The organism is Citrobacter sp. MGH 55 (assembly GCF_016906145.1).
Taxonomy (GTDB): Bacteria; Pseudomonadota; Gammaproteobacteria; order Enterobacterales; family Enterobacteriaceae; genus Citrobacter_A; species Citrobacter_A amalonaticus.
This window is the reverse complement of the sequence record NZ_CP070239.1, coordinates 272436-297960: the sequence shown is the minus strand read 5'-3', so window position 1 is coordinate 297960 and position 25525 is coordinate 272436. Positions and strand designations below refer to the sequence as shown.

Annotated in this window: 24 protein-coding genes and 1 other annotated feature; of the genes, 20 read left to right on the top strand and 4 right to left on the bottom strand. The window is 55.0% G+C overall.

Annotation, left to right across the window (positions count from 1 at the left end; genetic code table 11):
- Positions 1–10 precede the first annotated feature (10 nt).
- The 7 genes from JTI98_RS01255 to JTI98_RS01225 all read left to right on the top strand — a co-directional run bounded on the left by JTI98_RS01255 (position 11) and on the right by JTI98_RS01225 (position 7438).
- Entirely contained in the window at positions 11–1672 is a 1662-nt protein-coding gene (locus JTI98_RS01255; protein WP_044328364.1) for an acyl-CoA synthetase FdrA, read from the top strand.
- A 15-nt stretch (positions 1673–1687) separates the two neighbouring features.
- Positions 1688–2950: a DUF1116 domain-containing protein gene (locus tag JTI98_RS01250; protein ID WP_046401617.1), complete on the top strand. Its 1263-nt coding sequence runs from the start codon at positions 1688–1690 to the stop codon at positions 2948–2950.
- Between the two features lie 100 nt (positions 2951–3050).
- The gene (locus tag JTI98_RS01245; RefSeq protein ID WP_252869611.1) at positions 3051–3827 is read left to right on the top strand and encodes a DUF2877 domain-containing protein; all 777 of its coding nucleotides are present in this window, start codon (positions 3051–3053) and stop codon (positions 3825–3827) included.
- A gap of 49 nt (positions 3828–3876) precedes the next feature.
- The gene (allS, locus tag JTI98_RS01240) at positions 3877–4812 is read left to right on the top strand and encodes an HTH-type transcriptional activator AllS (RefSeq protein WP_042998034.1); all 936 of its coding nucleotides are present in this window, start codon (positions 3877–3879) and stop codon (positions 4810–4812) included.
- Positions 4813–4937: 125 nt separating this feature from the next.
- A complete protein-coding gene (locus JTI98_RS01235; protein ID WP_042998033.1) occupies positions 4938–5798 on the top strand; it encodes a small-conductance mechanosensitive channel MscS in 861 nt (286 codons plus the stop codon).
- Between the two features lie 144 nt (positions 5799–5942).
- Positions 5943–6578, top strand: coding sequence for an arginine exporter ArgO (argO, locus tag JTI98_RS01230; protein ID WP_043001725.1), 636 nt, complete (start codon positions 5943–5945; stop codon positions 6576–6578).
- Positions 6579–6694: 116 nt separating this feature from the next.
- Entirely contained in the window at positions 6695–7438 is a 744-nt protein-coding gene (locus JTI98_RS01225) for an oxidative stress defense protein (protein WP_044328011.1), read from the top strand.
- Between the two features lie 50 nt (positions 7439–7488).
- Here the strand turns inward: JTI98_RS01225 and ettA are convergent, their stop codons facing one another.
- On the bottom strand, positions 7489–9156 hold the full coding sequence (gene ettA, locus JTI98_RS01220; protein ID WP_058587598.1) for an energy-dependent translational throttle protein EttA: 1668 nt from the start codon (positions 9154–9156) through the stop codon (positions 7489–7491).
- A gap of 337 nt (positions 9157–9493) precedes the next feature.
- On the opposite strand from ettA, the gene sltY reads away from it, so the two are divergent.
- Positions 9494–11431, top strand: coding sequence for a murein transglycosylase (gene sltY, locus JTI98_RS01215; RefSeq protein WP_216081836.1), 1938 nt, complete (start codon positions 9494–9496; stop codon positions 11429–11431).
- A 57-nt stretch (positions 11432–11488) separates the two neighbouring features.
- Positions 11489–11815, top strand: coding sequence for a trp operon repressor (gene trpR, locus JTI98_RS01210; RefSeq protein WP_042998029.1), 327 nt, complete (start codon positions 11489–11491; stop codon positions 11813–11815).
- Between the two features lie 93 nt (positions 11816–11908).
- On the opposite strand, the gene yjjX is transcribed toward trpR, so the two are convergent.
- Positions 11909–12424 (bottom strand): inosine/xanthosine triphosphatase, encoded by a 516-nt coding sequence (gene yjjX, locus JTI98_RS01205; RefSeq protein WP_042998028.1) that lies wholly within the window; start codon positions 12422–12424, stop codon positions 11909–11911.
- Between the two features lie 49 nt (positions 12425–12473).
- Here yjjX and gpmB point away from each other — a divergent pair, with 49 nt between their 5' ends.
- Positions 12474–13121: a 2,3-diphosphoglycerate-dependent phosphoglycerate mutase GpmB gene (gene gpmB / locus JTI98_RS01200; protein WP_216081835.1), complete on the top strand. Its 648-nt coding sequence runs from the start codon at positions 12474–12476 to the stop codon at positions 13119–13121.
- On the opposite strand, the gene robA is transcribed toward gpmB, so the two are convergent.
- On the bottom strand, positions 13118–13987 hold the full coding sequence (gene robA / locus JTI98_RS01195; protein ID WP_044255635.1) for an MDR efflux pump AcrAB transcriptional activator RobA: 870 nt from the start codon (positions 13985–13987) through the stop codon (positions 13118–13120). The genes gpmB and robA overlap by 4 nt on opposite strands.
- A gap of 211 nt (positions 13988–14198) precedes the next feature.
- Here robA and creA point away from each other — a divergent pair, with 211 nt between their 5' ends.
- Genes creA through creD form a run of 4 tightly spaced genes read left to right on the top strand, consistent with a single transcriptional unit; the run spans position 14199 to position 18224 of the window.
- Positions 14199–14672: a protein CreA gene (gene creA / locus JTI98_RS01190; protein ID WP_042998025.1), complete on the top strand. Its 474-nt coding sequence runs from the start codon at positions 14199–14201 to the stop codon at positions 14670–14672.
- Positions 14673–14684: 12 nt separating this feature from the next.
- The gene (creB, locus tag JTI98_RS01185; protein WP_042998024.1) at positions 14685–15374 is read left to right on the top strand and encodes a two-component system response regulator CreB; all 690 of its coding nucleotides are present in this window, start codon (positions 14685–14687) and stop codon (positions 15372–15374) included.
- Positions 15374–16798, top strand: a complete 1425-nt coding sequence (gene creC / locus JTI98_RS01180; protein ID WP_216081834.1) for a two-component system sensor histidine kinase CreC — start codon at positions 15374–15376, stop codon at positions 16796–16798. Before creB ends, creC begins: the two co-directional genes overlap by 1 nt.
- 58 nt (positions 16799–16856) lie before the next feature.
- The gene (gene creD / locus JTI98_RS01175; RefSeq protein WP_216081833.1) at positions 16857–18224 is read left to right on the top strand and encodes a cell envelope integrity protein CreD; all 1368 of its coding nucleotides are present in this window, start codon (positions 16857–16859) and stop codon (positions 18222–18224) included.
- A gap of 66 nt (positions 18225–18290) precedes the next feature.
- On the opposite strand, the gene arcA is transcribed toward creD, so the two are convergent.
- Positions 18291–19007, bottom strand: a complete 717-nt coding sequence (gene arcA / locus JTI98_RS01170; protein WP_001194359.1) for a two-component system response regulator ArcA — start codon at positions 19005–19007, stop codon at positions 18291–18293.
- Positions 19008–19102: 95 nt separating this feature from the next.
- On the opposite strand from arcA, the gene yjjY reads away from it, so the two are divergent.
- The 6 genes from yjjY to thrC all read left to right on the top strand — a co-directional run bounded on the left by yjjY (position 19103) and on the right by thrC (position 25491).
- Positions 19103–19243: a protein YjjY gene (yjjY, locus tag JTI98_RS01165; RefSeq protein ID WP_042998021.1), complete on the top strand. Its 141-nt coding sequence runs from the start codon at positions 19103–19105 to the stop codon at positions 19241–19243.
- A gap of 397 nt (positions 19244–19640) precedes the next feature.
- A complete protein-coding gene (locus JTI98_RS01160) occupies positions 19641–20327 on the top strand; it encodes a tRNA/rRNA methyltransferase (RefSeq protein WP_044328252.1) in 687 nt (228 codons plus the stop codon).
- A 336-nt stretch (positions 20328–20663) separates the two neighbouring features.
- A complete protein-coding gene (gene thrL / locus JTI98_RS01155; protein ID WP_001386572.1) occupies positions 20664–20729 on the top strand; it encodes a thr operon leader peptide in 66 nt (21 codons plus the stop codon).
- Positions 20665–20785: a sequence feature (Thr leader region), on the top strand. Its footprint overlaps the gene before it by 65 nt.
- A gap of 25 nt (positions 20786–20810) precedes the next feature.
- Positions 20811–23273: a bifunctional aspartate kinase/homoserine dehydrogenase I gene (thrA, locus tag JTI98_RS01150; protein WP_044328250.1), complete on the top strand. Its 2463-nt coding sequence runs from the start codon at positions 20811–20813 to the stop codon at positions 23271–23273.
- Between the two features lies 1 nt (position 23274).
- Positions 23275–24204 carry a homoserine kinase gene (gene thrB / locus JTI98_RS01145; RefSeq protein WP_216081832.1) on the top strand — a complete coding sequence of 310 codons (930 nt, stop codon included), beginning with the start codon at positions 23275–23277 and terminating at the stop codon, positions 24202–24204.
- Between the two features lie 3 nt (positions 24205–24207).
- Positions 24208–25491: a threonine synthase gene (gene thrC, locus JTI98_RS01140; protein WP_044255627.1), complete on the top strand. Its 1284-nt coding sequence runs from the start codon at positions 24208–24210 to the stop codon at positions 25489–25491.
- Positions 25492–25525: the final 34 nt, after the last annotated feature.

Below are 25525 nucleotides of genomic sequence, written 5' to 3'. Positions count from 1 at the left end.
GGTAGCGGTAATGATTTACGCCTTTATTAAAAAGGGAAGCTTTCAGGACTCCGTCAGCCTGATGATCATTTCCCGGAAATTAAGTGAGCGACCGGAAGTTGACCAGGTTTCCGTCATGATGGGAACGCCAGCGAATAAAGCGATGCTGGATTCTACGGGCTTCTGGCATGACGATTTTGTCGAGGCTACACCGAACGATATTTGTGTGGCGGTACGAACGCATGACGAGCAACCGGAGATCCTCGAATTAATCCGCGAACAGCTGGAAAAAGAGTTAAGCGCAATTGCCAGCGCCTCGGGCGGTTCACAGCAACTGCTGAAGGCGCGTCGCTGGGAGAGCGCGTGCCAGAAATTACCGCAGGCTAATCTGCTGCTGGTTTCGGTTGCCGGGGAGTATGCGACCTCCGTAGCGAAAGAGGGGCTGTTGGCCGGTAAAAACGTGATGATGTTTTCCGATAACGTACCGCTTGAGCAGGAAGTTGAGCTGAAAACGTTGGCCCGCGAAAAAGGGCTGATTGTGATGGGGCCGGACTGCGGGACGGCGATGATTGCCGGTAGCCCACTGGCATTCGCGAACGTGTTGCCCGACGGTGGAATTGGTGTAATCGGGGCGTCCGGAACGGGCATTCAGGAGGTCACCTCTCAGATTGCGCTGCACCAACAGGGGATCAGCCATGCCATCGGTTTGGGGGGACGCGATCTGAGTGCGGAAGTGGGAGGCATCAGTGCGTTAACGGCGCTGGAGATGCTGGCTGCTGATGATGCCACGCGGGTGATCGCGTTTGTCTCTAAACCGCCGTCGCCGCAGGTCAGAACCCGCATTATCAATGCGATGCAAAAGGTCGGTAAACCGGTGGTCGCGCTCTTTCTCGGGAATAAGCCGGAACAACGCCGTGAGGGGAATGTCTGGCTGGCGAATTCGCTCTCAGATGCCGCCCAACTGGCCGTGTTGCTGATGCGAGTGGCTCAGCAGCGCCTGATTCAACCCGAGGTGGCTGGCAAAGGCATTTATGGGCTGTATGCCGGCGGAACGCTCGCGGCTGAAGCGGCGATGTTGCTTTCGGCCGGGCTGGGTGTGCCAGTGAGTGAAAGCCACGCTGCTGGCGTCATGCTCGACGCGCAGGGCCATCGCATTGTCGATCTGGGAGATGACAGCTACACGTTGGGCAGACCACACCCGATGATTGACCCGACAACTCGCAGTATTGAAATCGAAAAGCTGGCAGCGATGCCGGACGTGGGCGTGCTGCTGCTGGATGTGGTGCTGGGCTATGGCGCCTGTGCTGATCCGGCGGGCGCCGTTGTTGAGGCTGTCGAGCAGGTTCGCGCAACGCGAAACGCGCCGCTGGTCACCATCGCCACCCTCACCGGAACCGATGCCGACCCACAGGGACGCAGTGGACAAACCGACATCCTGCGTGATGCAGGCATCGCCGTGGTGGAAACCCTGGAAGAGGCCGTGTTGCTCGCCATCAGTCTGACACATCATCAGGACTCTCGCCCATCCGTTGAACCTAATCCCTTGCTGGATGGCGTACAGGTGATCAATGCCGGACTGCGCAGTTTCGCGCTGGATCTGCAAAGCAGCGGCACGCCGGTTGTGCATTATCAGTGGGCGCCGATTGCCGGTGGCAATGCGCGTCTCGCCAGTTTACTCAAGCAGTTACATTAATTCAGAGGTACCGATATGTATTCATCAATTGCACAGGCCAACGACGCCATTATTGAACGCATCAAAGCCGCCCGCCCACATTGGGTTGCTGTCCGTCCTGCGAAAGAGGCGGTGGTTGAATTGTCCTCCGGGCGTAAATTGCTGCACGCCGGCCCGCCGATTGCCTGGGAAGCGATGACGGGACCCATGCGAGGTGCCTGTATCGGCGCATCGCTGTTTGAGGGGTGGGCGGCCAGTGAAGAGGAAGCTGTCAGTCTCCTGAATCAAGGCGAAGTGGAATTTATCCCGTGCCACCATGTTGGCGCCGTCGGCCCGATGGGCGGCATCACCTCTGCAAACATGCCAGTGCTGGTCGTACGTGACGTGGTGCATGGCAATCAGTCCTGTTGCAACCTGAACGAAGGGATCGGCAAAGTCATGCGTTTCGGCGCCTACGGTGAGGATGTGCAGACGCGTCTGCGCTGGATGCGCGATACGCTGGCACCGGTGTTACAGGAGGCCTTGTCGCGCATGGAGAACGGCGTGGATCTGACGGCGATGATGGCTCAGGCGATTACGATGGGGGACGAATTCCATCAGCGTAATATCGCGGCCTCGTCGTTACTGCTGCGCACGCTATCCCCTGTGATCGCCGGTCTTGATCGTCCGAAAGCCGAAATCATTGAGGTGCTGCAATTCCTGAGCGTGACCGATCAGTTCTTCCTTAACCTGGCGATGGCCTACAGCAAAGCGGTGATGGATGCGGCGGCAGTGATTAAAGCCGGTTCGGTGGTGACCGCAATGACGCGCAACGGACGTGAGTTCGGGATTCGCGTCAGCGGCACCGGCGACCGTTGGTTTACCGCGCCAGTGAATACGCCGCAGGGCTTGTTCTTTACCGGCTACAGTCAGGCTGACGCTAACCCGGATATCGGTGATAGCGCCATTACCGAGACGCTGGGCATTGGTGGCGCAGCCATGATTGCTGCACCTGGCGTGACGCGTTTCGTCGGTGCGGGCGGTATGGGGGCCGCGCTGGAAACCTCTGAGGAGATGGCGGAAATCTACCTCGCCAACAACCCTTTGTTCCAGATCCCGTCCTGGGATTTCAAAGGGGCGTGTCTGGGGCTGGATATCCGTCGTGTCGTGGAAACGGGGATTACGCCGCTGATCAACACCGGTATCGCTCACCGCGAAGCCGGAATCGGCCAGGTTGGTGCGGGGACCGTACGTGCACCGCTGCTGTGCTTTGAAAAAGCGTTGGAAGCGCTGGCGGAAGAGCATCACATCACGGCGTAACAGAAATGCCCGGTGGCGCTAACGCTCACCGGGCCTACGGATCGGTGTCACTCGTGGGCTGGATAAGGTGGCGCCGCGATCCGGCATTTCGGAGTAACCTATGTTCATTCTCAATGCCCTGGCCTGCGCCGGGCTTTATCGACTTCCAGAGGGTGAATGGACGCTGCACAGTCGCTTCTCACAGGCGATCAATTTCAGCCATGCCAACGGCGAATTACTGACGTTATACCGCTACGGTAAAGGCATGGGGCCGACCGGCGTGCTGTTGAGTCGTGCACAGTTCTCCCGCCTGACGACGGTTTCGCGCTTGTGCAAAACCGGGGATCTGCTGACCGGGCAGGGGGTGACCCTTCGCCCTCAGCGCCAGCTCAGGCTGCAACTGACTCCTTCTGCTATCGCACTGCTCGATCTGTCTTCCTGTGTTCAGCAAACCGGTCTGGGAGGTGCGCTCAACCAGCCACTCGATACCGTGGCGTGTTACCCGCAGATCGTCGCCGGGCTGGAGCGTTGGGCGAATGGTGCCGTGCCAGACTGGCGCTGGCTGATTGGACGAGGTCCCGGACTCACGCCCAGCGGTGATGATATGCTTACGGGAATGCTGGCGGTCTTTATTGCAGCCGGGATACCGGTTCACCTTTTTTTACCCCCGGCGGATCAACTTGCGCAGCTGACAACGTCGGTAAGCTGTAGCTATCTTAATAGTGCCAGAGTGGGCGAATTTTCGACGCCGGTGTTGGGGGTGATGCGCAGCTTGCAAACCGGGCGTGACGCAGGCCACGCACTTCGTCGTCTGCTCGCGGTGGGGCACACCTCCGGCGCTGACATGGTGTTAGGGATTGTGCTGGCGCAACGCTGGTTGCTGATGGCTGATGGCTGATGGCTGATGGCTGATGGCTGATGGCTGATGGCTGACTCAAGGGGAAAGCATGCTCGATCAGGAAACAATACGTACATTTATTCGGGTAGCTGAGACGGAGAGTTTTTCCCGTGCGGCCAGCTCACTGCATAAAACGCCTGCGGCAATCAGTTACCGCATCAAAACGCTGGAAGAGCAGGTGGGTACGCAGCTCTTTTTACGAACCACGCGTTCCGTCAGCCTGACGTTGGCGGGACAGCATCTGCTCGAACATTGTCGCCAGTGGCTTAACTGGCTGGACGCCATGCCTGATGAGTTACAGCAGATTAATGCGGGCGTTGAGCGTCAGGTTAATATTGTTATCAATAATTTGCTCTATCAGCCGCAGACGACCGCTGATTTACTGACGTGGCTGCATCAACAATTTCCCTTCACCCGTTTCCAGATCTCCCGCCAGGTCTATATGGGCGTGTGGGATTCGCTGCTGTATGACGACTATCAACTGGCGATTGGCGTGACCGGTTCCGAATCGTTGTCAAACAACATTTCACTGCTGCCACTGGGGGACATTAGCTGGCAGTTTGTGGTCGCGCAGAATCACCCGTTGGCCAGTCATCCGGCAACGGTATTATCGGACGACATGCTGCGTCGCTACCCCGCCATCAATATTGAAGATACGTCGCGCACGCTCACCCGTCGTGTGGCCTGGCTGCTGAGCGGACAAAAGGAGATTAAGGTTCCGGATCTCAGCACCAAGCTGGCCTGTCACTTAAGTGGCCTGGGCGTCGGTTTTTTACCGGAACGTCTGTGTCGCCCTTACGTAGAATCCGGCGCACTGGTGGCTCGTTCGGTGGTGAATCCTCGCCAGCCGTCACCGCTTTCTATCGCCTGGAAGAATGCCGGAAGTGGAAAAGTGGTCAGCGAAATTGCCGCAATTTTTAAACAAAAACATGGGCTGGTGGGGGGATTTTTGCGGATGGTGGATCGTCCTGCAGAACGGCAATAGCCGTGATATCCAGAATTGAAACATAACGAAAATGGCATATTCACCCATTATTGTTTACCTTTAACGGGGTGTTTTCGTGAGATTGATCTCATTTGCTCTGATTTGTGATGACCAAGGAATATGTAATGGAAGATTTGAATGTTGTCGACAGCATCAACGGTGCGGGGAGCTGGCTGGTCCGCAACCAGGAATTGCTGTTGAGCTATGCCGTCAACATCGTGGCGGCAGTGGCCATTGTGATTGTCGGGATGATCGTGGCGCGTCTGGTGTCGAATACGGTTAACCGCCTGATGGTGGCGCGGCATATCGATGCTACCGTGGCAGACTTTCTTTCCGCGCTGGTGCGCTACGGAATTATTGCCTTCACGCTGATTGCCGCACTGGGTCGGGTAGGGGTACAGACGGCGTCGGTGATTGCGGTGCTCGGTGCCGCCGGTTTAGCGGTCGGTCTGGCGTTGCAGGGATCGTTGTCTAACCTTGCCGCAGGCGTTCTGCTGGTCATGTTCCGTCCGTTCCGTGCGGGTGAGTATGTGGATCTGGGCGGCGTTGCCGGGACGGTGCTGAATGTGCAGATTTTCTCCACCACCATGCGCACCGTGGACGGTAAAATTGTCGTCATCCCGAACGGTAAAATCATTGCCGGCAATATCATCAACTTTTCCCGTGAGCCGGTACGCCGTAATGAATTTATTATCAGCGTCGCTTACGACTCTGATATCGATAAGGTGAAACAGATCCTCACCGGGATTATCGAATCAGACGATCGCATTCTGAAAGATCGTGAAATGACGGTTCGTCTGAATGAGTTGGGCGCGTCGTCGATTAACTTTGTGGTGCGCGTCTGGAGCAACAGCGGCGATCTGCAAAACGTGTACTGGGACGTACTGGAGCGGATTAAGCGTGAATTTGATGCCGCTGGAATCAGCTTCCCGTATCCGCAGATGGACGTGAATTTCAAACGCGTGAAAGAAGTCACGGCAGAATAATGCTATGCCGGATGCGCATCGCAGCATCCGGCAAAATCCCCTCTTCATTAATTTCCCTAATATACGATTAATATTATCCATTTCCGCTAATAATCATCCCGCGCTATAGTCTGCGCTATAGAGACAACACTCAGGATGATTACCGTGATATCGTATTATTTTCAAGGGCTTGCGCTTGGCGCAGCCATGATACTTCCGCTCGGCCCACAGAATGCGTTTGTGATGAATCAGGGGATACGTCGTCAGTATCACATCATGATTGCGCTCCTGTGCGCCATCAGCGATCTGTTGCTGATTTGCGCCGGGATTTTTGGCGGTAGCGCATTACTGATGCAGTCGCCGTGGTTGTTGGCGCTGGTCACCTGGGGCGGAGTGGCTTTTTTGCTGTGGTACGGTTTTGGCGCTTTAAAGACGGCAATGAGTAGCAATCTGGAACTGGCCAGCGCGGAAGTGATGAAGCAGGGACGCTGGAAGATCATCGCCACCATGCTGGCGGTGACATGGCTGAATCCGCACGTCTACCTGGATACATTCGTGGTGCTGGGCAGTCTGGGTGGACAACTGGATGTCGAACCCAAACGCTGGTTCGCGCTCGGCACCGTCAGTGCCTCCTTTCTGTGGTTCTTCGGCCTGGCGCTGCTGGCGGCGTGGCTCGCGCCGCGACTGCGCACGGCTAAAGCGCAGCGGATTATTAATACGCTGGTGGGGCTGGTGATGTGGTTTATCGCTTTTCAACTGGCAAAAGAAGGCGTTGCGCATGTTCACGCCTTGTTCAATTAAGAGCCAGTCCATTAGCGCTCTAAGCGTTGTCTGATGGACAACACACTATTTCGCGCTAAGCTTGCCTGCATGCGCCCTGAAATTTGGGGCAACTCACGTAACATGGAGGAGCGACAGTGAAGTTCAAAGTGATGGCCCTGGCGGCATTAGTGGGATTCAGTGCAATGTCGGTGCAGGCAGGCGAATTGCCTGACGGACCGCACATCGTGACTTCCGGGACGGCAAGCGTGGACGCTGCACCTGATATTGCCACGCTGGCAATCGAGGTTAATGTTGCGGCGAAAGACGCTGCGACGGCGAAGAAACAGGCTGATGAGCGCGTTGCGCAATACCTTTCTTTCCTTGAGCAAAATCAGATCGCGAAAAAAGACATTAGCTCGGCGAACCTGCGCACCCAACCGGATTACGATTATCAGAACGGCAAAAGCGTTCTGAAAGGGTATCGTGCGGTGCGTACTGTCGAAGTGACGCTGCGTCAGTTAGATAAACTCAACCCACTGCTGGACGGCGCGCTGAAAGCGGGGCTGAACGAAATTCGTTCCGTTTCGTTGGGTGTGGCGCAACCGGATGCTTATAAAGACAAAGCGCGTAAAGCGGCGATTGATGATGCAATTCACCAGGCGCAGGAACTGGCGGCCGGTTTTAACAGCAAACTGGGTCCGGTTTACAGCGTGCGCTACCATGTCTCGAACTATCAGCCAAGCCCGATGGTGCGGATGATGAAAGCGGACGCGGCACCGGTGTCAGCGCAGGAAACGTACGAGCAGGCGGCGATTCAGTTTGATGATCAGGTCGATGTGGTGTTCCAGCTGGAACCTGCGGCGGGTCAACAACCTGCGGCAACCGCCAAAGCGCAATAACCTTCCAGGCCGGATGAGGCATGTGCGCCACCATCCGGCAATTTTGCTGATTACTTCGCGATACGTTTGTACTTGATACGCTTTGGTTCCAGCGCGTCAGCGCCCAGCGTGCGTTTCTTGTACTCTTCGTATTCGGTGAAGTTACCTTCGAAGAACTCCACTTTCCCTTCATCCTGGTAGTCCAGAATGTGGGTGGCGATACGGTCAAGGAACCAACGGTCGTGCGAGATAACCATTGCGCAACCCGGGAACTCCAGCAGGGCGTTTTCCAGCGCGCGCAGGGTTTCGATATCCAGGTCGTTGGTTGGTTCATCAAGCAGCAGAACGTTACCGCCAACCTGCAGCAGCTTCGCCAGGTGCAGACGACCGCGCTCACCACCGGACAGCTCGCCGACGCGTTTGCCCTGGTCGGTGCCTTTGAAGTTAAAGCGGCCAACATAGGCGCGACTTGGCATTTCGGTGTTGCCGATCTTCATGATATCCAGCCCACCGGACACTTCTTCCCACACGGTTTTGCTGTTATCCATGGCGTCACGGAACTGATCGACGGAGGCCAGCTTAACGGTTTCACCCAGCGTGATGTTGCCGCTGTCTGGCTGTTCCTGACCGGACATCATACGGAACAAGGTGGATTTACCCGCGCCGTTCGGACCGATGATGCCGACGATGGCGCCTTTCGGTACAGAGAAGCTCAGATCGTCAATCAGCACGCGGTCGCCGTAGGATTTACGCAGGTGGCTGACTTCAATGACTTTATCGCCCAGACGCGGTCCTGGTGGAATAAACAGTTCGTTGGTTTCGTTACGTTTCTGGTATTCCGTGCTGTTCAGCTCTTCAAAGCGTGCCAGACGGGCTTTACCCTTAGACTGACGGCCTTTCGCGCCCTGACGAACCCACTCCAGTTCTTTCTCGATAGATTTACGGCGTGCCGCTTCCTGAGAGGCTTCCTGCGCCAGACGCTGATCTTTCTGCTCCAGCCAGGAGGAGTAGTTACCTTCCCACGGAATACCTTCGCCGCGGTCAAGTTCAAGGATCCAGCCTGCGACGTTGTCGAGGAAGTAACGGTCGTGGGTAATCGCCACCACGGTGCCTTCGAAGTCGTGCAGGAAGCGTTCCAGCCAGGCCACGGATTCCGCATCCAGGTGGTTGGTCGGTTCGTCAAGCAGCAGCATGTCAGGTTTTTCTAACAGCAGACGGCACAGTGCGACACGGCGACGTTCACCCCCGGAGAGGGTCGCGATTTTGGCGTCCCAGTCTGGCAGACGCAGGGCGTCGGCCGCACGCTCCAGTTGCACGTTCAGGTTATGACCGTCGTGCGCCTGAATGATCTCTTCGAACTTGCCCTGTTGCGCGGCCAGTTTATCGAAGTCGGCATCTGGCTCTGCGTATTTCGCATAAACCTCATCCAGACCTTTCAGTGCGTTGACCACTTCCGCCACTGCTTCTTCAACAGACTCGCGTACGGTGTGTTCAGGATTAAGCTGAGGTTCCTGCGGCAGGTAACCAATTTTGATGCCAGGCTGCGGGCGGGCTTCGCCTTCAATATCTGTATCAATGCCCGCCATGATGCGCAGCAGGGTGGACTTACCGGCACCGTTAAGGCCCAGTACGCCGATTTTTGCGCCAGGGAAGAAGCTCAGCGAGATGTTTTTAAGAATATGACGTTTCGGCGGAACGACTTTGCCGACACGATGCATGGTATAAACGAATTGGGCCACGTTGGACTCGCCTCTGTATTTATCGTGATGAATATACCCGTCATACTTCAAGCTGCATGTGCGTTGGCTGCACTCGTTCACCCCAGTCACTTACTTATGTAAGCTCCTGGGGAGTTCACTCCCTTGCCGCCTTCCTGCAACTCGAATTATTTAGGGTATAGATGTATTCAAAGGCGAAGTGTAGCCTTTTTCCCCTCTCAATCCCAGCCAGCAGATCTCACTCGCAGTAAAAGTAAAAAAGTGTCCGCGACGTGGCGTAAATGCCAATGACTGGTTAGCATGAAATCATTAGGCGGCATGAGGCTGCAGCGACGTATCATATTTAGAGGAAGAGCTTGTGGACAAAGCCCAACGATTTACCTGGCGTCTTATTGCCGCCGGTGTGTGCCTGGTGACGTTAAGTCAGGCAGCGCGAGCCGATTCACTGGATGAGCAGCGTAACCGTTACGCACAGATTAAGCAGGCCTGGGATAACCGACAGATGGATGTCGTGGAGCAGATGATGCCGGGCCTGAAGAATTACCCCCTGTATCCCTATCTGGAATATCGGCAAATCACCGATGATCTGATGAATCAGCCGACCGTCACGGTGACTAACTTTGTCCGTGCCAACCCAACCCTGCCGCCAGCGCGTACGCTGGAATCGCGTTTCGTTAACGAACTGGCGCGGCGTGAAGACTGGCGCGGGCTATTAGCGTTTAGCCCGGAGAAGCCGAGAACCACCGAGGCGCAGTGCAATTACTATTACGCGAAGTGGAATACCGGGCAAACGGAAGAAGCCTGGCAGGGGGCGAAAGAGCTGTGGTTGACCGGTAAAAGCCAACCTAATGCCTGTGACAAACTGTTCAGCGTCTGGCGTGCATCTGGCACCCAGGATCCGCTTTCTTACCTGGAGCGCATTCGCCTGGCGATGAAAGCGGGCAACACTGGACTGGTGACGGTACTGGCCGGGCAGATGCCGGTGGAGTACCAGACTATCGCGTCAGCGATTATCTCACTGGCGAACAACCCGAACAGCGTCATGACCTTTGCGCGCACCACCGGCGCGACCGATTTCACTCGTCAGATGGCCGCTGTGGCCTTTGCCAGCGTCGCTCGTCAGGATGCGGAAAACGCGCGTCTGATGATTCCGTCACTGGTACAGGCGCAGCAGTTGAATGAGGATCAAACCCAGGAGCTGCGCGATATCGTCGCCTGGCGATTAATGGGCAACGACGTCACCGACGAGCAGGCGAAATGGCGAGACGACGCGATTATGCGCTCGCAGTCCACCACGCTGGTGGAGCGTCGGGTGCGCATGGCGCTCGGGACCGGCGATCGCCGTGGCCTGAATACCTGGCTGGCGCGTCTGCCGATGGAAGCGAAAGAGAAGGACGAATGGCGCTACTGGCAGGCCGATTTGCTGCTGGAACGAGGACGGGAAGCGGAAGCAAAAGAGATCCTGCATGCGCTGATGCAGCAGCGCGGTTTCTACCCGATGGCGGCGGCGCAGCGCCTGGGGGAAGAATACGTACTGAAAATTGATAAAGCGCCCGATAATGTGAATAACGCGTTAACTCAGGGACCCGAAATGGCCCGCGTTCGCGAACTGATGTACTGGAATATGGATAACACCGCCCGCAGCGAGTGGGCAAACCTGGTCACCAGCCGGACGAAGACGGAGCAGGCGCAGCTGGCGCGTTATGCCTTCAACAATCAGTGGTGGGATCTGAGCGTGCAGGCGACGATCGCCGGTAAACTCTGGGATCATCTGGAGGAGCGCTTCCCGCTGGCGTATCAGGATCTCTTTACCCGCTATACCCGTGGCAAAGATATTCCGCAAAGCTATGCGATGGCGATCGCGCGTCAGGAGAGCGCCTGGAATCCGAAGGTGAAATCGCCGGTCGGCGCCAGCGGGCTGATGCAGATTATGCCAGGCACCGCGACGCACACGGTGAAGATGTTCTCTATTCCGGGTTACAGCAGTCAGAATCAGTTACTGGATCCGGAAACCAATATCAATATCGGCACCAGCTACCTGCAGTACGTCTATCAGCAGTTTGGCAATAATCGGATCTTCTCGTCAGCAGCTTACAATGCCGGACCAGGGCGCGTGCGCACCTGGCTTGGCAACAGCGCGGGACGGATCGACGCCGTGGCGTTTGTCGAGAGTATTCCCTTCTCGGAAACGCGTGGCTATGTGAAGAACGTGCTGGCCTACGACGCTTACTATCGTTATTTCATGGGGCAGAAAGACACCCTGATGAGCGATTCTGAGTGGCAGAGACGTTATTAATCTGGTGGGTTATGTTATGATTTGTACTCGTGTATGAGTACAACAGGGCGGCATAACATGACCCAGCATTCCCCTTATTCATCGGCGATGGCCGAACAACGTAATCAGGAGTGGCTTCGTTTTGTGGAGTTGCTCCGCCAGTCTTATGCAGAGGATCTGCACTTACCGCTGTTGCAACTGATGCTGACCCCGGATGAGCGCGAAGCGCTGGGGACGCGTGTACGCATTATCGAAGAGTTATTACGTGGCGAAATGAGCCAGCGCGAGCTTAAAAACGAGCTGGGCGCGGGGATTGCGACGATTACCCGCGGCTCTAACAGCCTGAAATCGGCGCCCGTCGAACTGCGGCAGTGGCTGGAAACCATATTGTTGAAAAACGCCTGAAAAGTGATTTCGTAGGCCTGATAAGCGTAGCGCCATCAGGCTTGCAACCGCACTATCGCCGGATGACAATTTCGTCTTATCCGGCTTACGAACTCAACGATAAATCGCGTTATGAAACGGGCTGAGCGCCAGAATCACGGCCTGGTGGTAAACGCTGGCGCGCGTCAGTTTCCCGGCGGTAAACACGCCAATCGCCCCTTCTTTTCGGCCAATCTTATCAATACCCGTGTAGTGTGACATTACCGGACCCAGCGCTTCACCCTCGCGCACTTTTTCAAGGATCACCGCAGGCAGCGGCAGCGTCGCAGAACGCGCTTCGCCACGCTGGGTGGCGTTTTCGACAACCACCCAACTGAAGGTCGCATCTTCATCAATACCCGCTTCGATGGCTACCCAGAAGTCGGCATCGGGGCGCGCACGACGGGCGTTTTCGACCCGATTCCGTGCGCCAGCACGCGTTTCAGGACTTCCGAAGGGTTGTTCCGGTACGCCGCTATCGACGTCCACAGACTCAATATGGCAGGATCCTTCACCGAAGATCTCGTTAAATGCCTGCAGAATTGCCTGAATTTTGGCGGGATTGGTGGTTGCTGAGACAACATGGTGCATAATTAAGCTCGATTTTATAAAAACTCTTTGCAGTATACGGAAAAATAGCATGTTACAGGTATACCTTGTTCGCCACGGTGAAACGCAGTGGAACGCCGAGCGACGCATTCAAGGCCAGTCCGACAGTCCGCTGACCGCTAAAGGTGAGCAACAAGCTATGCAGGTAGGTGACCGCGCGAAAAGTCTCGGCATCACCCACGTCATTAGTAGCGATTTGGGACGTACCCGCCGCACCGCTGAAATCATCGCCCAGGCCTGTGGCTGTTATATCACCTTAGATGCTCGCCTGCGCGAGCTGCACATGGGCGTGCTGGAAAAACGTCATATTGATACCCTGACTGAAGAAGAAGAGAACTGGCGTCGTCAGTTAGTCAACGGCACCGTCGACGGACGGATTCCCGAAGGGGAGTCGATGCAGGAGTTAAGCGATCGCGTTCATGGCGCGCTCACTGCGTGCCTGGATTTGCCGCAGGGGAGTCGTCCGCTGTTGGTCAGTCATGGCATTGCGCTGGGCTGTCTGGTCAGTACGATTCTGGGACTTCCTGCCTACGCTGAACGCCGCTTACGCCTGCGTAACTGCTCGATTTCGCGGGTGGATTATCAGGAAAGTCTGTGGCTGGCGCCGGGATGGGTGGTCGAAACGGCAGGGGACATTTCGCATCTGGATGCCCCTGCACTGGATGAGCTACAGCGTTAACGGCGAATCGGAATCAGGAATTCGCAGCGCAGGTTAATGGGGCGGTCACCGGCTTTGGCATCTTCAGCCGGGTAGTACCGCTCGATATCCTGGCCCTTGCGGCGCGTCAGGTTCAGGAGCGGCATGCAGGTACCATAGACCGTCAGGATGAACTCCTGAACGCCCGTTCCCAGCCCTTCGTAAGTAAACATCACATACTCGCCGCCCTGCAACAGCACCGGCTGTGCCGACTGTACGTAGCCGTTGGCCTGATCCTGCGGCAGCGCGGTGGTGTAGAACACTTCCTGCTCATCATCTTTTTCATGGCTGGGATGCGTTTCGTTCAGGCCATAGAGTACAGGCGGAATAGTTGGCGCGTGGCCGAGGAAATCGTGCCAGAACTGATAGCGCATTTCGTGGCGGAAATCGGAAATTTGCTCCAGCGAACAGGAGTAACTCTGGGTGACACCCAGCAGTTGCATATCTTCCAGAGTGACAAATTTATGCTCAGGCATGGCAAATTCGCCCAGACGCAGAGGCGGGCGAATACCGAATGCGCTCCATTCCGGTGAACGACGATACAGTGCAGGCGTCTGGGAAAACTGTTTCTTAAAGGCGCGGGTGAATGTTTGTTGAGAGTCGAAGCGGTACTGCAGGGCAATATCCAGAATCGGGCGAGCCGTCAGGCGAAGCGCAACGGCAGATTTCGATAAGCGGCGTGCGCGGATATACGCGCCAATCGCATGACCCGTCACGTCCTTAAACATTCTCTGCAGATGCCACTTGGAATAACCCGCTTTTGCCGCCACATTGTCAAGCGACAGCGGCTGATCCAGATGACCTTCCAGCCAGATTAATAGGTCGCGAATAATGCCGGCCTGATCCATAAAATATCCTCATCCTTTCAACTACAAACACCTGACATCAGATTATTGGATAATAGCATTTTTTGTTGTTTTAGCATTCAGTGTTTTTTTTGCGCATTAATGCTTTTTTTGAATCTAATAAAACGTGATTATTGTAATCCTGTGATCTGTAAACAGTTTCTTTTACAATGCTGAATAATTGCGCAGCGTCATTTTAAAGAATGGTAACAATATGAAATACAAGAGTTTAGTTCTGTCCACTCTGTTGCTTATGCTGGCGCCGCTGGCATCTGCTGAGCAGATCGGTTCCGTCGATACGGTGTTTAAGATCTTTGGGCCGGATCATAAAATCGTCGTGGAGGCGTTTGACGATCCCGATGTTAAAAACGTGACCTGCTACGTCAGCCGTGCCAAAACCGGTGGCATTAAAGGCGGGCTGGGGCTGGCGGAAGATACTTCTGATGCCGCCATCTCCTGCCAGCAGGTAGGACCGGTAGAACTGAGCGACAGAATCAAGAACGGTAAAGCGCAGGGCGAAGTGGTCTTCAAGAAACGCACTTCGTTGGTCTTCAAATCATTACAGGTCGTGCGCTTCTATGATGCCAAACGCAACGCGCTGGCTTATCTGGCCTATTCCGACAAGGTGGTCGATGGGTCGCCGAAAAATGCCATTAGCGCGGTACCTATCATGCCGTGGCGCGAATAACAGGGAAGCATTATGCAGCAGGTGTCGGTCTGGTTGGTGGAAGATGAGCAGGGTATTGCGGATACCCTGATTTATATGCTCCAGCAGGAAGGGTTTAGCGTGGAAGCCTTTGAGCGCGGGTTGCCCGCGCTGGAGAAAGCGCGTCATCAGTGTCCGGATGTGGCGATTCTCGATGTCGGATTGCCGGATATCAGCGGTTTTGAGCTGTGCCGGCGATTGCTTGAGTACCATCCGGCGTTACCAATCCTCTTTCTGACGGCGCGTAGCGATGAGGTGGATCGCTTGCTGGGTCTGGAAATCGGTGCCGACGATTACGTCGCCAAACCGTTTTCACCGCGGGAAGTCTGCGCCAGAGTCCGCACGCTGCTACGTCGGGTGAAGAAGTTTTCCACACCGTCGCCTGTCGTCAAAACCGGCCATTTTGAGCTGAATGAACCGGCGGCTGAAGTGGCCTGGTTTGGCACGCCCCTGTCACTCACGCGCTATGAGTTTTTGCTGCTGAAAACGCTGCTGTTATCTCCAGGGCGTGTCTATTCGCGCCAGCAACTGATGGATATCGTCTGGGCCGATGCGCAGGATACATACGACCGGACGGTCGATACGCACATCAAAACGCTGCGCGCCAAACTGCGCGCGATCAACCCGACGCTTTCGCCGATCAACACGCATCGTGGGATGGGTTACAGCCTGAGGAGCCTCTGATGCGCATTGGCATGCGTTTGCTGTTGGGCTATTTCCTGATTGTCGCTGTTGCTGCGTGGTTTGTTCTTTCTATTTTTGTACAGGAGATTAAACCTGGCGTACGGCGCGCAACGGAAGGGACGCTGATCGATACTGCCACGCTGCTGGCGGCGCTGGCGCGTGACGATCTCCTGTCGGGTAACCCGGCGCATGGCCAACTGGCGCAGGCGTTTACGCAACTGCATAACCGTCCTTTTCGCGCCAACATCAGCGGAATCAATAAAGTCCGCAATGAGTACCATGTTTACATGACGGATGCGCAGGGCAAAGTGGTGTTTGATTCCGTCAATAAAGCGGTCGGGCAGGATTACTCTCGCTGGAACGATGTCTGGCTAACGCTGCGTGGACAGTATGGCGCGCGCAGTACGCCGCAGGATCCCGCCGATCCGGAAAGCTCGGTCATGTATGTTGCTGCGCCGGTTGTCGACAACGGAAAGATCATCGGCGTGCTCAGCGTGGGAAAACCCAATGCCGCGATGGCACCGGTGATTAAACGCAGCGAGCGCCGGATCCTTTGGGCCAGCGCGATTCTGCTTGGCATTGCGCTGGTGATTGGCGCCGGGATGGTCTGGTGGATAAACCGTTCGATTGCCCGCCTGACGCGCTATGCGGATTCCGTGACCGAAAACCAGCCGATGCCGCTGCCTGAACTGGGCAGCAGTGAGTTGCGCAAACTGGCGCAGGCGCTGGAGAGCATGCGTCTGAAGCTGGAAGGCAAGAATTACATTGAACAGTACGTATACGCGCTCACCCACGAGCTAAAGAGTCCGTTGGCGGCCATTCGCGGCGCGGCGGAAATTCTGCGGGAAAATCCGCCTCCGGACATTGTTAAGCGCTTTACCGACAATATTCTCAGCCAAAATGCGCGAATGCAGGCGCTGGTTGAAACCTTGCTGCGCCAGGCGCGACTGGAAAACCGTCAGGATATTGCCCTCTCCCCGGTAGCGGTCGATGCACTGTTTGCGCAAATCAGCGACGCGCGCGCGATTCAACTGGCGACGAAGGCGATATCGCTGGAGATTGTCCCCTCGGCGTTAAGCGTCTCTGCGGAGCCGGCGCTGCTGGAGCAGGCGTTGGGCAACTTGCTGGACAATGCCATTGATTTCACCCCGGCAGGCGGAGCGATCACCCTCAGCGCACAAGCGCATGCAGAGACGGTGACGCTGACGGTGACCGATACGGGTACAGGTATTCCTGATTTTGCCCTGGCCCGTATTTTCGAGCGCTTTTACTCCTTGCCGCGTGAGAATGGCCTCAAAAGCAGCGGTCTGGGACTGGCATTCGTTCGCGAAGTGGCGCGACTGCTGAAGGGGAGTGCAAAATTACGTAACCGGCCTGAGGGCGGCGTCGAGGCCACGCTTACACTTCACCGTCACTTCACATAACTTCAAATTCCCCCCACATAGCGTGCGTACTCTGCGAGTATTGCATAAGGAGAACGCTATGTTGAAATCCCCCCTGTTCTGGAAAATCGTCACCTTAGGTGGCGCGATTGTGTTGCTGCTGATCCCCCTGATGATGGTCCGGCAGATTATTGTGGAACGTGCTGATTATCGTGATGCGGTAGAGGATGCGATTCGGCAGAGTACCAGCGGACCGCAAAAAGTGGTCGGCCCGCTCATTGCCGTACCTGTGACCGAGTTATACACCGTGCTGGAAAACGAAAAAGAGGTGCAGCACAGACGCAGTTTTATCCACTTCTGGCTGCCGGAGTCGTTGATGGTGGAGGGGAACCAGAACGTCGAACCGCGAAAAGTGGGCATCTACGAAGGGCAGGTCTGGCATACCGATGTTACCTTGAAAGCGGAGTTTGATGTTGCACGACTGAGTGAACTGAACCGGCCCAACATAACCCTTGGGAAACCGTTTATCGTGGTGGGCGTGGGTGATGCGCGAGGGATTGGCGTGGTGAAAGCACCGAAGGTGAATGGAATGGCGCTTGCCGTCGAACCGGGGACGGGGCTAACAGACCGCGGAGAAGGGCTCCACATTCCGCTTCCGGATGCGCAATGGGCGATGCGCGATGTGAACCTGGCGATGTCACTCAATTTAAGCGGAACCGGCGCGTTCTCGGTGGTTCCGGTAGGACGTAGCAGCCAAATGACGCTCACCAGCAACTGGCCGCATCCCAACTTCCTCGGTGATTTTCTACCCGACAAGCGCGAAATCAGCGAGTCAGGGTTTCAGGCACAGTGGCAAAGCAGTTGGTTTGCCACTAACCTGGGCGAGCGGTTTGTGGATGCGCGAAAAGACGGGTGGTATAACTTGCCGTCGTTTAGCGTCGCGGTTGCCACTCCTGCCGATCAGTATCAACTGACGGATCGGGCGACGAAATATGCCATTTTGCTGATTACACTGACATTTATGGCTTTCTTTGTGTTCGAAACGTTGACGGGTAAAAAATTACACCCGATGCAGTATCTGCTGGTGGGGCTGTCGTTGGTGATGTTTTATTTGCTGTTGCTGGCGCTCTCAGAACATATAGGTTTCACCCTAGCATGGATTGTCGCAAGCCTGGTGGGCGCGCTGATGAACGGGGTTTATCTCCAGGCAGTGCTACAGGGCTGGCGTAGCAGCGTGGTTTTCACTCTGGCATTGTTAGCGTTGGATGGTGTGATGTGGGTACTGTTGCGCTCGGAAGACAGCGCGCTGCTGTTGGGGACGAGTGTGCTGCTGTTGGCGCTGGGGAGTGTGAGGTTCCTGACGCGGCATCTTGACTGGTATGCATTCTCTCGTGCGAAACCGACACCTACACCAACGGCGCCGAAACCGTCCGCACCCGTGGACGATGCGCTACGCGTGTGGAAGTAAATTCAGCAATAAGCAGATAAGAAAAACGGCGCATTGAGCGCCGTTTTTTTGATGGTGGTAACCCGATTAATCCTGCAGATCGCCACAAAAACGGTAACCTTCACCGTGAATAGTCGCGATAATTTCCGGCGTATCCGGCGTGGATTCGAAATGCTTACGAATACGGCGGATGGTCACGTCAACGGTACGGTCATGAGGTTTCAGCTCACGACCAGTCATTTTCTTCAGCAGCTCAGCACGGGACTGGATCTTGCCTGGGTTCTCGCAGAAGTGAAGCATGGCACGGAACTCACTGCGCGGCAGTTTGTACTGTTCGCCATCAGGCCCGATCAGAGAACGGCTGTTGATGTCCAGTTCCCAACCGTTGAACTTGTAGCTTTCAACGCTACGACGTTCTTCGCTGACGGTACCCAGGTTCATGGTACGAGACAGAAGGTTGCGGGCACGGATAGTCAGTTCGCGCGGGTTAAACGGCTTGGTGATGTAATCGTCTGCACCGATTTCGAGGCCGAGGATTTTATCGACTTCGTTATCGCGGCCAGTCAGGAACATCAGCGCAACGTTAGCCTGCTCGCGCAGTTCACGCGCCAGCAGAAGACCGTTTTTGCCTGGCAGGTTGATATCCATGATCACCAGGTTGATGTCATATTCAGAGAGGATTTGATGCATTTCCGCGCCATCAGTCGCTTCGAATACATCATAGCCTTCCGCTTCGAAAATACTTTTTAACGTGTTGCGTGTTACCAACTCGTCTTCAACGATAAGAATGTGCGGGGTCTGCATGTTTGCTACCTAAATTGCCAACTAAATCGAAACAGGAAGTACAAAAGTCCCTGACCTGCCTGATGCATGTCGCAAATTAACATGATCGGCGTAACATGACTAAAGTACGTAATTGCGTTCTTGATGCACTTTCCATCAACGTCAACAACATCATTAGCTTGGTCGTGGGTAGTTTCCCTCTGGACCCGACAGTGTCAAAAACGGCTGTCATCCTAACCATTTTAACAGCAACATAACAGGCTAAGACGTACCGGACACCCAATAAAACTACGCTTCGTTGACATATATCAAGTTCAATTGTAGCACGTTAACAGTTTGATGAAATCATCGTATCTAAATGCTAGCTTTCATCACAAAATTGCAATAATCCAACTAGTTGCACAGGATAACTAATTAACACGGCGAATCCTATGAATGAGATTCATTTTAAATCAAATTATCTCTGATAAACAGAAGGATATACTGTTTCTGTTAACATAAAAAACATTAGTAAAGTAAGGAAACAGTTTAGCGCCTTTTATGAAAGGTGAAACGGTTTTCCACTGATTTTGGTTAAAATTTTGTAAATTCGCTCCGCGTAATATCTTGACATAGTTCACACAATTGCCCGCGGACAGGCATAAAGAGTAAAAAATGCGCATTACTATTATCCTCGTCGCTCCCGCCAGAGCGGAAAACATTGGTGCTGCGGCTCGCGCCATGAAAACCATGGGATTCACTCAGTTGCGTATCGTTGACAGTCAGGCGCATCTTGAACCCGCCACGCGCTGGGTGGCGCATGGCTCCAGCGATATTATTGATAATATTACTGTTTTTCCGACGCTTGCGGACGCGCTTGTCGATGTCGATTTTACCGTCGCCACCACGGCTCGCAGTCGGGCAAAATTTCACTACTACGCGACGCCGGCGGAACTGGTTCCGCTGCTGGAAGAAAAATCGGCCTGGATGAATCACACCGCGCTGGTTTTTGGTCGTGAAGATTCCGGACTGACCAACGATGAACTGGCACTGGCGGATGTTCTGACCGGCGTGCCAATGGTTGCAGATTATCCTTCATTGAATCTGGGGCAGGCGGTGATGGTCTACTGCTATCAATTAACAAATTTAATGCAACAACCTGCTAAAGAAGTCGATTCATCTGATGAATTTCAGTTACAGGCATTACGCTCACGCATCATGAGCCTGTTGGCCACTCTGGAGGTTGCAGATGACAGCAAACTGGTCGACTGGCTGCAACAGCGTCTGGGGCAATTAGGGCAGCGAGACACGGCAATGTTGCACCGCCTGGTCCATGATATCGAAAAAAAAGTCACAAAATAATAATTTTCCTTTAGTTGTATTTATGGTGATAACTGCTGATTTCAAGAGGGGTTTTCCTGCGGGTTTGGTTGAAAATAAACCTTTCGCCAGCAGCTCATGAACAAGTTTCGTCAGGTGAGTAAATCAAATATTTATTGACTTAGCTCACCATATACTTTAACCAATATAGACATACAGCACAGACAGATTACCCGTCATACTTCGAGTTGCATCTGCGTTGGCGATTTTTGTTCACCCCAGTCACATCGTTTTCTATGCGCCAGGGGCTTCACGCAATTGCCGCCTTCCTGCAAGACGAATTATTTAGGGTAAATAATGACAGAGTACACAACATCCATGAAACGCATCAGCACCACCATTACCACAACCATCACCATTACCACAGGTAACGGTGCGGGCTGACGCGTACAGGAAACACAGAAAAAAGCCCGCACCTGAACAGTGCGGGCTTTTTTTTCGACCAAAGGTAACGAGGTAACAACCATGCGAGTGTTGAAGTTCGGCGGTACATCAGTGGCAAATGCAGAACGTTTTCTGCGGGTTGCCGATATTCTGGAAAGCAATGCCAGGCAGGGGCAGGTAGCGACCGTTCTTTCTGCCCCCGCTAAAATTACCAACCATCTGGTGGCGATGATTGAAAAAACCATCGGAGGTCAGGACGCATTACCCAATATCAGTGATGCCGAACGTATTTTTGCCGAACTTCTGACCGGACTCGCCGACGCCCAGCCGGGCTTTCCGCTGGCGCAGTTGAAAGTGTTTGTTGAGCAGGAATTTGCCCAAATCAAACATGTGCTGCATGGGATCAGCTTGCTCGGACAGTGTCCGGACAGCATTAACGCTGCACTCATCTGCCGTGGCGAAAAGATGTCGATCGCCATCATGGCGGGGTTACTGGAAGCCCGCGGCCACCACGTTACCGTTATTGACCCGGTCGAAAAACTGCTGGCGGTGGGGCACTACCTCGAATCTACTGTCGATATCGCCGAATCGACTCGCCGCATCGCCGCCGGACGTATTCCCGCCGATCACATGGTGCTGATGGCCGGATTCACCGCCGGTAATGAGAAGGGTGAACTGGTGGTGCTGGGGCGCAATGGCTCCGATTACTCCGCGGCGGTTCTGGCGGCCTGCTTACGCGCCGACTGTTGCGAGATCTGGACAGATGTCGACGGTGTATATACCTGTGACCCGCGCCAGGTACCTGACGCCAGGTTGCTGAAATCGATGTCTTATCAGGAAGCGATGGAGCTCTCCTATTTCGGCGCAAAAGTGCTTCACCCTCGTACCATTACCCCCATCGCGCAGTTCCAGATCCCTTGCCTCATCAAAAATACCGGTAACCCGCAGGCGGCAGGCACGCTGATCGGCGCCAGCCGCGATGAAGACGATCTGCCAGTGAAGGGGATTTCCAACCTTAATAATATGGCGATGTTCAACGTCTCCGGTCCTGGCATGAAAGGGATGGTGGGGATGGCGGCGCGCGTGTTTGCGGTGATGTCCCGCGCAGGCATTTCCGTGGTACTGATTACCCAGTCATCCTCTGAGTACAGCATCAGCTTCTGCGTGCCGCAGGCCGACTGCGCGCGCGCGCAGCGTGCCTTGCAGGATGAATTCTATCTCGAACTGAAAGAGGGCGTGCTGGAACCGCTGGCGGTCACTGAACGACTGGCGATTATCTCCGTCGTTGGGGATGGCATGCGGACACTGCGGGGTATTTCGGCGAAATTCTTTGCCGCACTGGCGCGCGCGAATATCAATATCGTGGCTATCGCGCAGGGCTCTTCCGAGCGTTCCATTTCGGTCGTGGTCAATAACGACGATGCCACGACGGGCGTACGCGTCACCCATCAGATGCTGTTCAATACCGATCAGGTAATTGAAGTGTTTGTCATTGGCGTTGGCGGGGTAGGCGGCGCGTTACTGGAGCAGCTTAAGCGCCAGCAAACCTGGCTGAAGAAAAAACATATCGATCTGCGCGTGTGCGGTGTGGCGAACTCGAGAGCGCTGTTGACCCATGTGCATGGCCTGAACCTGGAAAACTGGCAGGCTGAACTGGCTGAAGCGAAAGAGCCGTTCAATCTTGGTCGCTTAATCCGTCTGGTGAAGGAATATCACCTGCTGAACCCGGTGATTGTGGATTGTACATCCAGTCAGGCGGTGGCCGATCAATACGCGGACTTCCTGCGTGAAGGATTCCATGTGGTTACGCCGAACAAAAAGGCGAATACCTCGTCAATGGATTACTACCATCAGCTGCGCTTCGCTGCCGCGAAGTCACGGCGCAAATTCCTCTATGACACTAACGTGGGTGCCGGTCTGCCGGTGATCGAAAACCTGCAAAACCTGTTGAATGCGGGCGATGAATTGCTGAAGTTCTCCGGCATCCTGTCCGGTTCGCTGTCATTTATTTTCGGTAAGCTCGACGAGGGTATGAGCCTCTCTGAAGCGACTCGTATCGCGCGTGAAATGGGGTACACCGAACCCGATCCGCGTGACGATCTTTCGGGAATGGACGTGGCGCGTAAGCTGCTGATCCTCGCCCGTGAAACCGGGCGCGAGCTGGAACTGTCAGACATCGTCATTGAACCGGTGCTGCCGAAAGCGTTTGATGATTCAGGCGACGTTGACGCGTTTATGGCGAATCTGCCGCAGCTTGACGATGCCTTTGCCGCTCGGGTGGCAAAAGCCCGTGATGAGGGCAAAGTATTGCGCTATGTTGGCAACATCGAAGAAGACGGCGTCTGTCGGGTGAAGATTTCTGAAGTGGACGGTAACGATCCGTTGTACAAAGTGAAAAACGGCGAAAACGCGCTGGCGTTCTACAGCCACTACTATCAGCCGCTACCGCTGGTTCTGCGCGGTTATGGTGCGGGTAACGACGTCACGGCGGCAGGGGTGTTTGCTGACCTGCTGCGTACTCTCTCATGGAAGCTAGGAGTCTAACATGGTTAAAGTTTATGCCCCGGCTTCCAGTGCCAATATGAGCGTTGGATTTGATGTGCTTGGGGCGGCGGTGACGCCCGTTGATGGCTCACTGCTGGGCGACGTAGTGTCGGTTGAGGCGGCGGACAGTTTCAGCCTGAATAATCTGGGCCGCTTTGCCGACAAGCTACCGCCAGAACCGCGAGAAAATATTGTTTACCAGTGCTGGGAACGTTTTTGTCAGGAACTGGGTAAGCAAATTCCGGTGGCGATGACCCTGGAAAAGAATATGCCGATCGGCTCCGGATTAGGTTCCAGCGCCTGCTCGGTGGTGGCGGCACTGGTCGCGATGAATGAGTACTGCGGCAAGCCGCTCAATGACACGCGTCTGCTGGCAATAATGGGCGAGCTGGAAGGGCGTATCTCCGGCAGCATTCACTACGATAACGTCGCGCCATGTTTTCTCGGTGGTATGCAGTTGATGATTGAAGAAAACGGCATTATCAGCCAGCAGGTACCAGGCTTTGATGAGTGGCTGTGGGTACTGGCCTATCCTGGCATTAAAGTCTCCACGGCAGAAGCGCGGGCGATCCTGCCTGCGCAGTATCGTCGCCAGGATTGCATTGCCCACGGGCGTCACCTGGCCGGGTTTATTCACGCCTGCTATTCCCGTCAGCCTGGGCTTGCGGCGAAACTGATGAAGGATGTGATTGCCGAACCGTATCGCGAACGTCTGTTGCCTGGTTTTGCTCAGGCGCGTCAGGCCGTCGCGGAAATTGGCGCGCTGACCAGCGGTATTTCCGGTTCAGGGCCGACGTTGTTTGCGCTCTGCGATAAAACGGAGACCGCGCAGCGTGTGGCGGACTGGCTGGGCAGTCACTACCTGCAAAATCAGGAAGGCTTTGTTCATATTTGCCGGCTGGACACGGCGGGCGCACGAGTACTGGGATAATTGATGAAACTCTACAATCTTAAAGATCACAACGAACAGGTTAGTTTTGCACAGGCCGTCACGCAGGGGTTGGGCAAGAATCAGGGGCTGTTTTTCCCGCACGATCTGCCGGAATTCAACCTGACAGAAGTGGATGAGATGCTGAACCAGGACTTCGTCAGCCGTAGCACAAAGATCCTCTCGGCATTCATCGGCGATGAAATCCCGCAGGAGATCCTCGAAGAACGTGTGCGCGCAGCCTTTGCTTTCCCGGCGCCGGTTGCTCAGGTGGAAGGGGATGTCGGCTGTCTGGAGCTGTTCCATGGCCCGACGCTGGCGTTTAAAGATTTCGGCGGTCGTTTTATGGCGCAGATGTTGACCCACATCAGTGGCGAAAAACCGGTGACCATTCTGACGGCAACCTCTGGTGATACCGGCGCGGCCGTGGCGCATGCGTTTTATGGTCTGCCGAACGTGCGCGTGGTGATCCTCTATCCGAACGGTAAAATCAGTCCGTTGCAGGAAAAACTGTTCTGCACGCTGGGCGGTAACATTGAAACTGTCGCCATCGATGGTGATTTTGATGCCTGCCAGGCGCTGGTCAAACAGGCGTTTGATGATGAAGAACTGAAAGTGGCGCTGGGGTTGAACTCGGCGAACTCCATCAACATCAGCCGCCTGCTGGCACAGATTTGCTACTACTTTGAAGCCGTTGCCCAATTGCCGCAGGAGGCGCGGAATCAGCTGGTGGTTTCTGTTCCAAGCGGTAACTTTGGCGACCTGACGGCGGGCCTGCTGGCGAAATCTCTCGGCCTGCCGGTGAAGCGTTTTATCGCTGCCACCAACGTTAACGACACGGTGCCACGCTTCCTGCAGGACGGGCAGTGGGCGCCAAAAGCGACCCAGGCGACGTTGTCTAACGCGATGGATGTGAGTCAGCCGAACAACTGGCCGCGCGTTGAGGAGTTGTTCCGCCGTAAAATCTGGCGTCTGAATGAGCTGGGTTATGCGGCTGTAGATGATGAAACCACACAGGAAACGATGCGCGAACTGAAAGCGAAGGGCTACACTTCTGAGCCTCATGCCGCCGTGGCCTACCGCGCCCTGCGTGATCAGCTCAATCCGGGCGAGTACGGTCTGTTCCTCGGCACTGCGCACCCGGCGAAGTTTAAAGAGAGCGTGGAAGCGATCCTCAATGAAACGCTGGATCTGCCGAAAGAACTGGCAGAACGTGCGGATCTACCGCTGCTTTCGCAACATCTGCCGGCGGATTTTGCCGCCCTGCGTAAGCTGATGATGACGCGCTAAACCGTCTGCCCGGTGGCGCTATCGCTTACCGGGC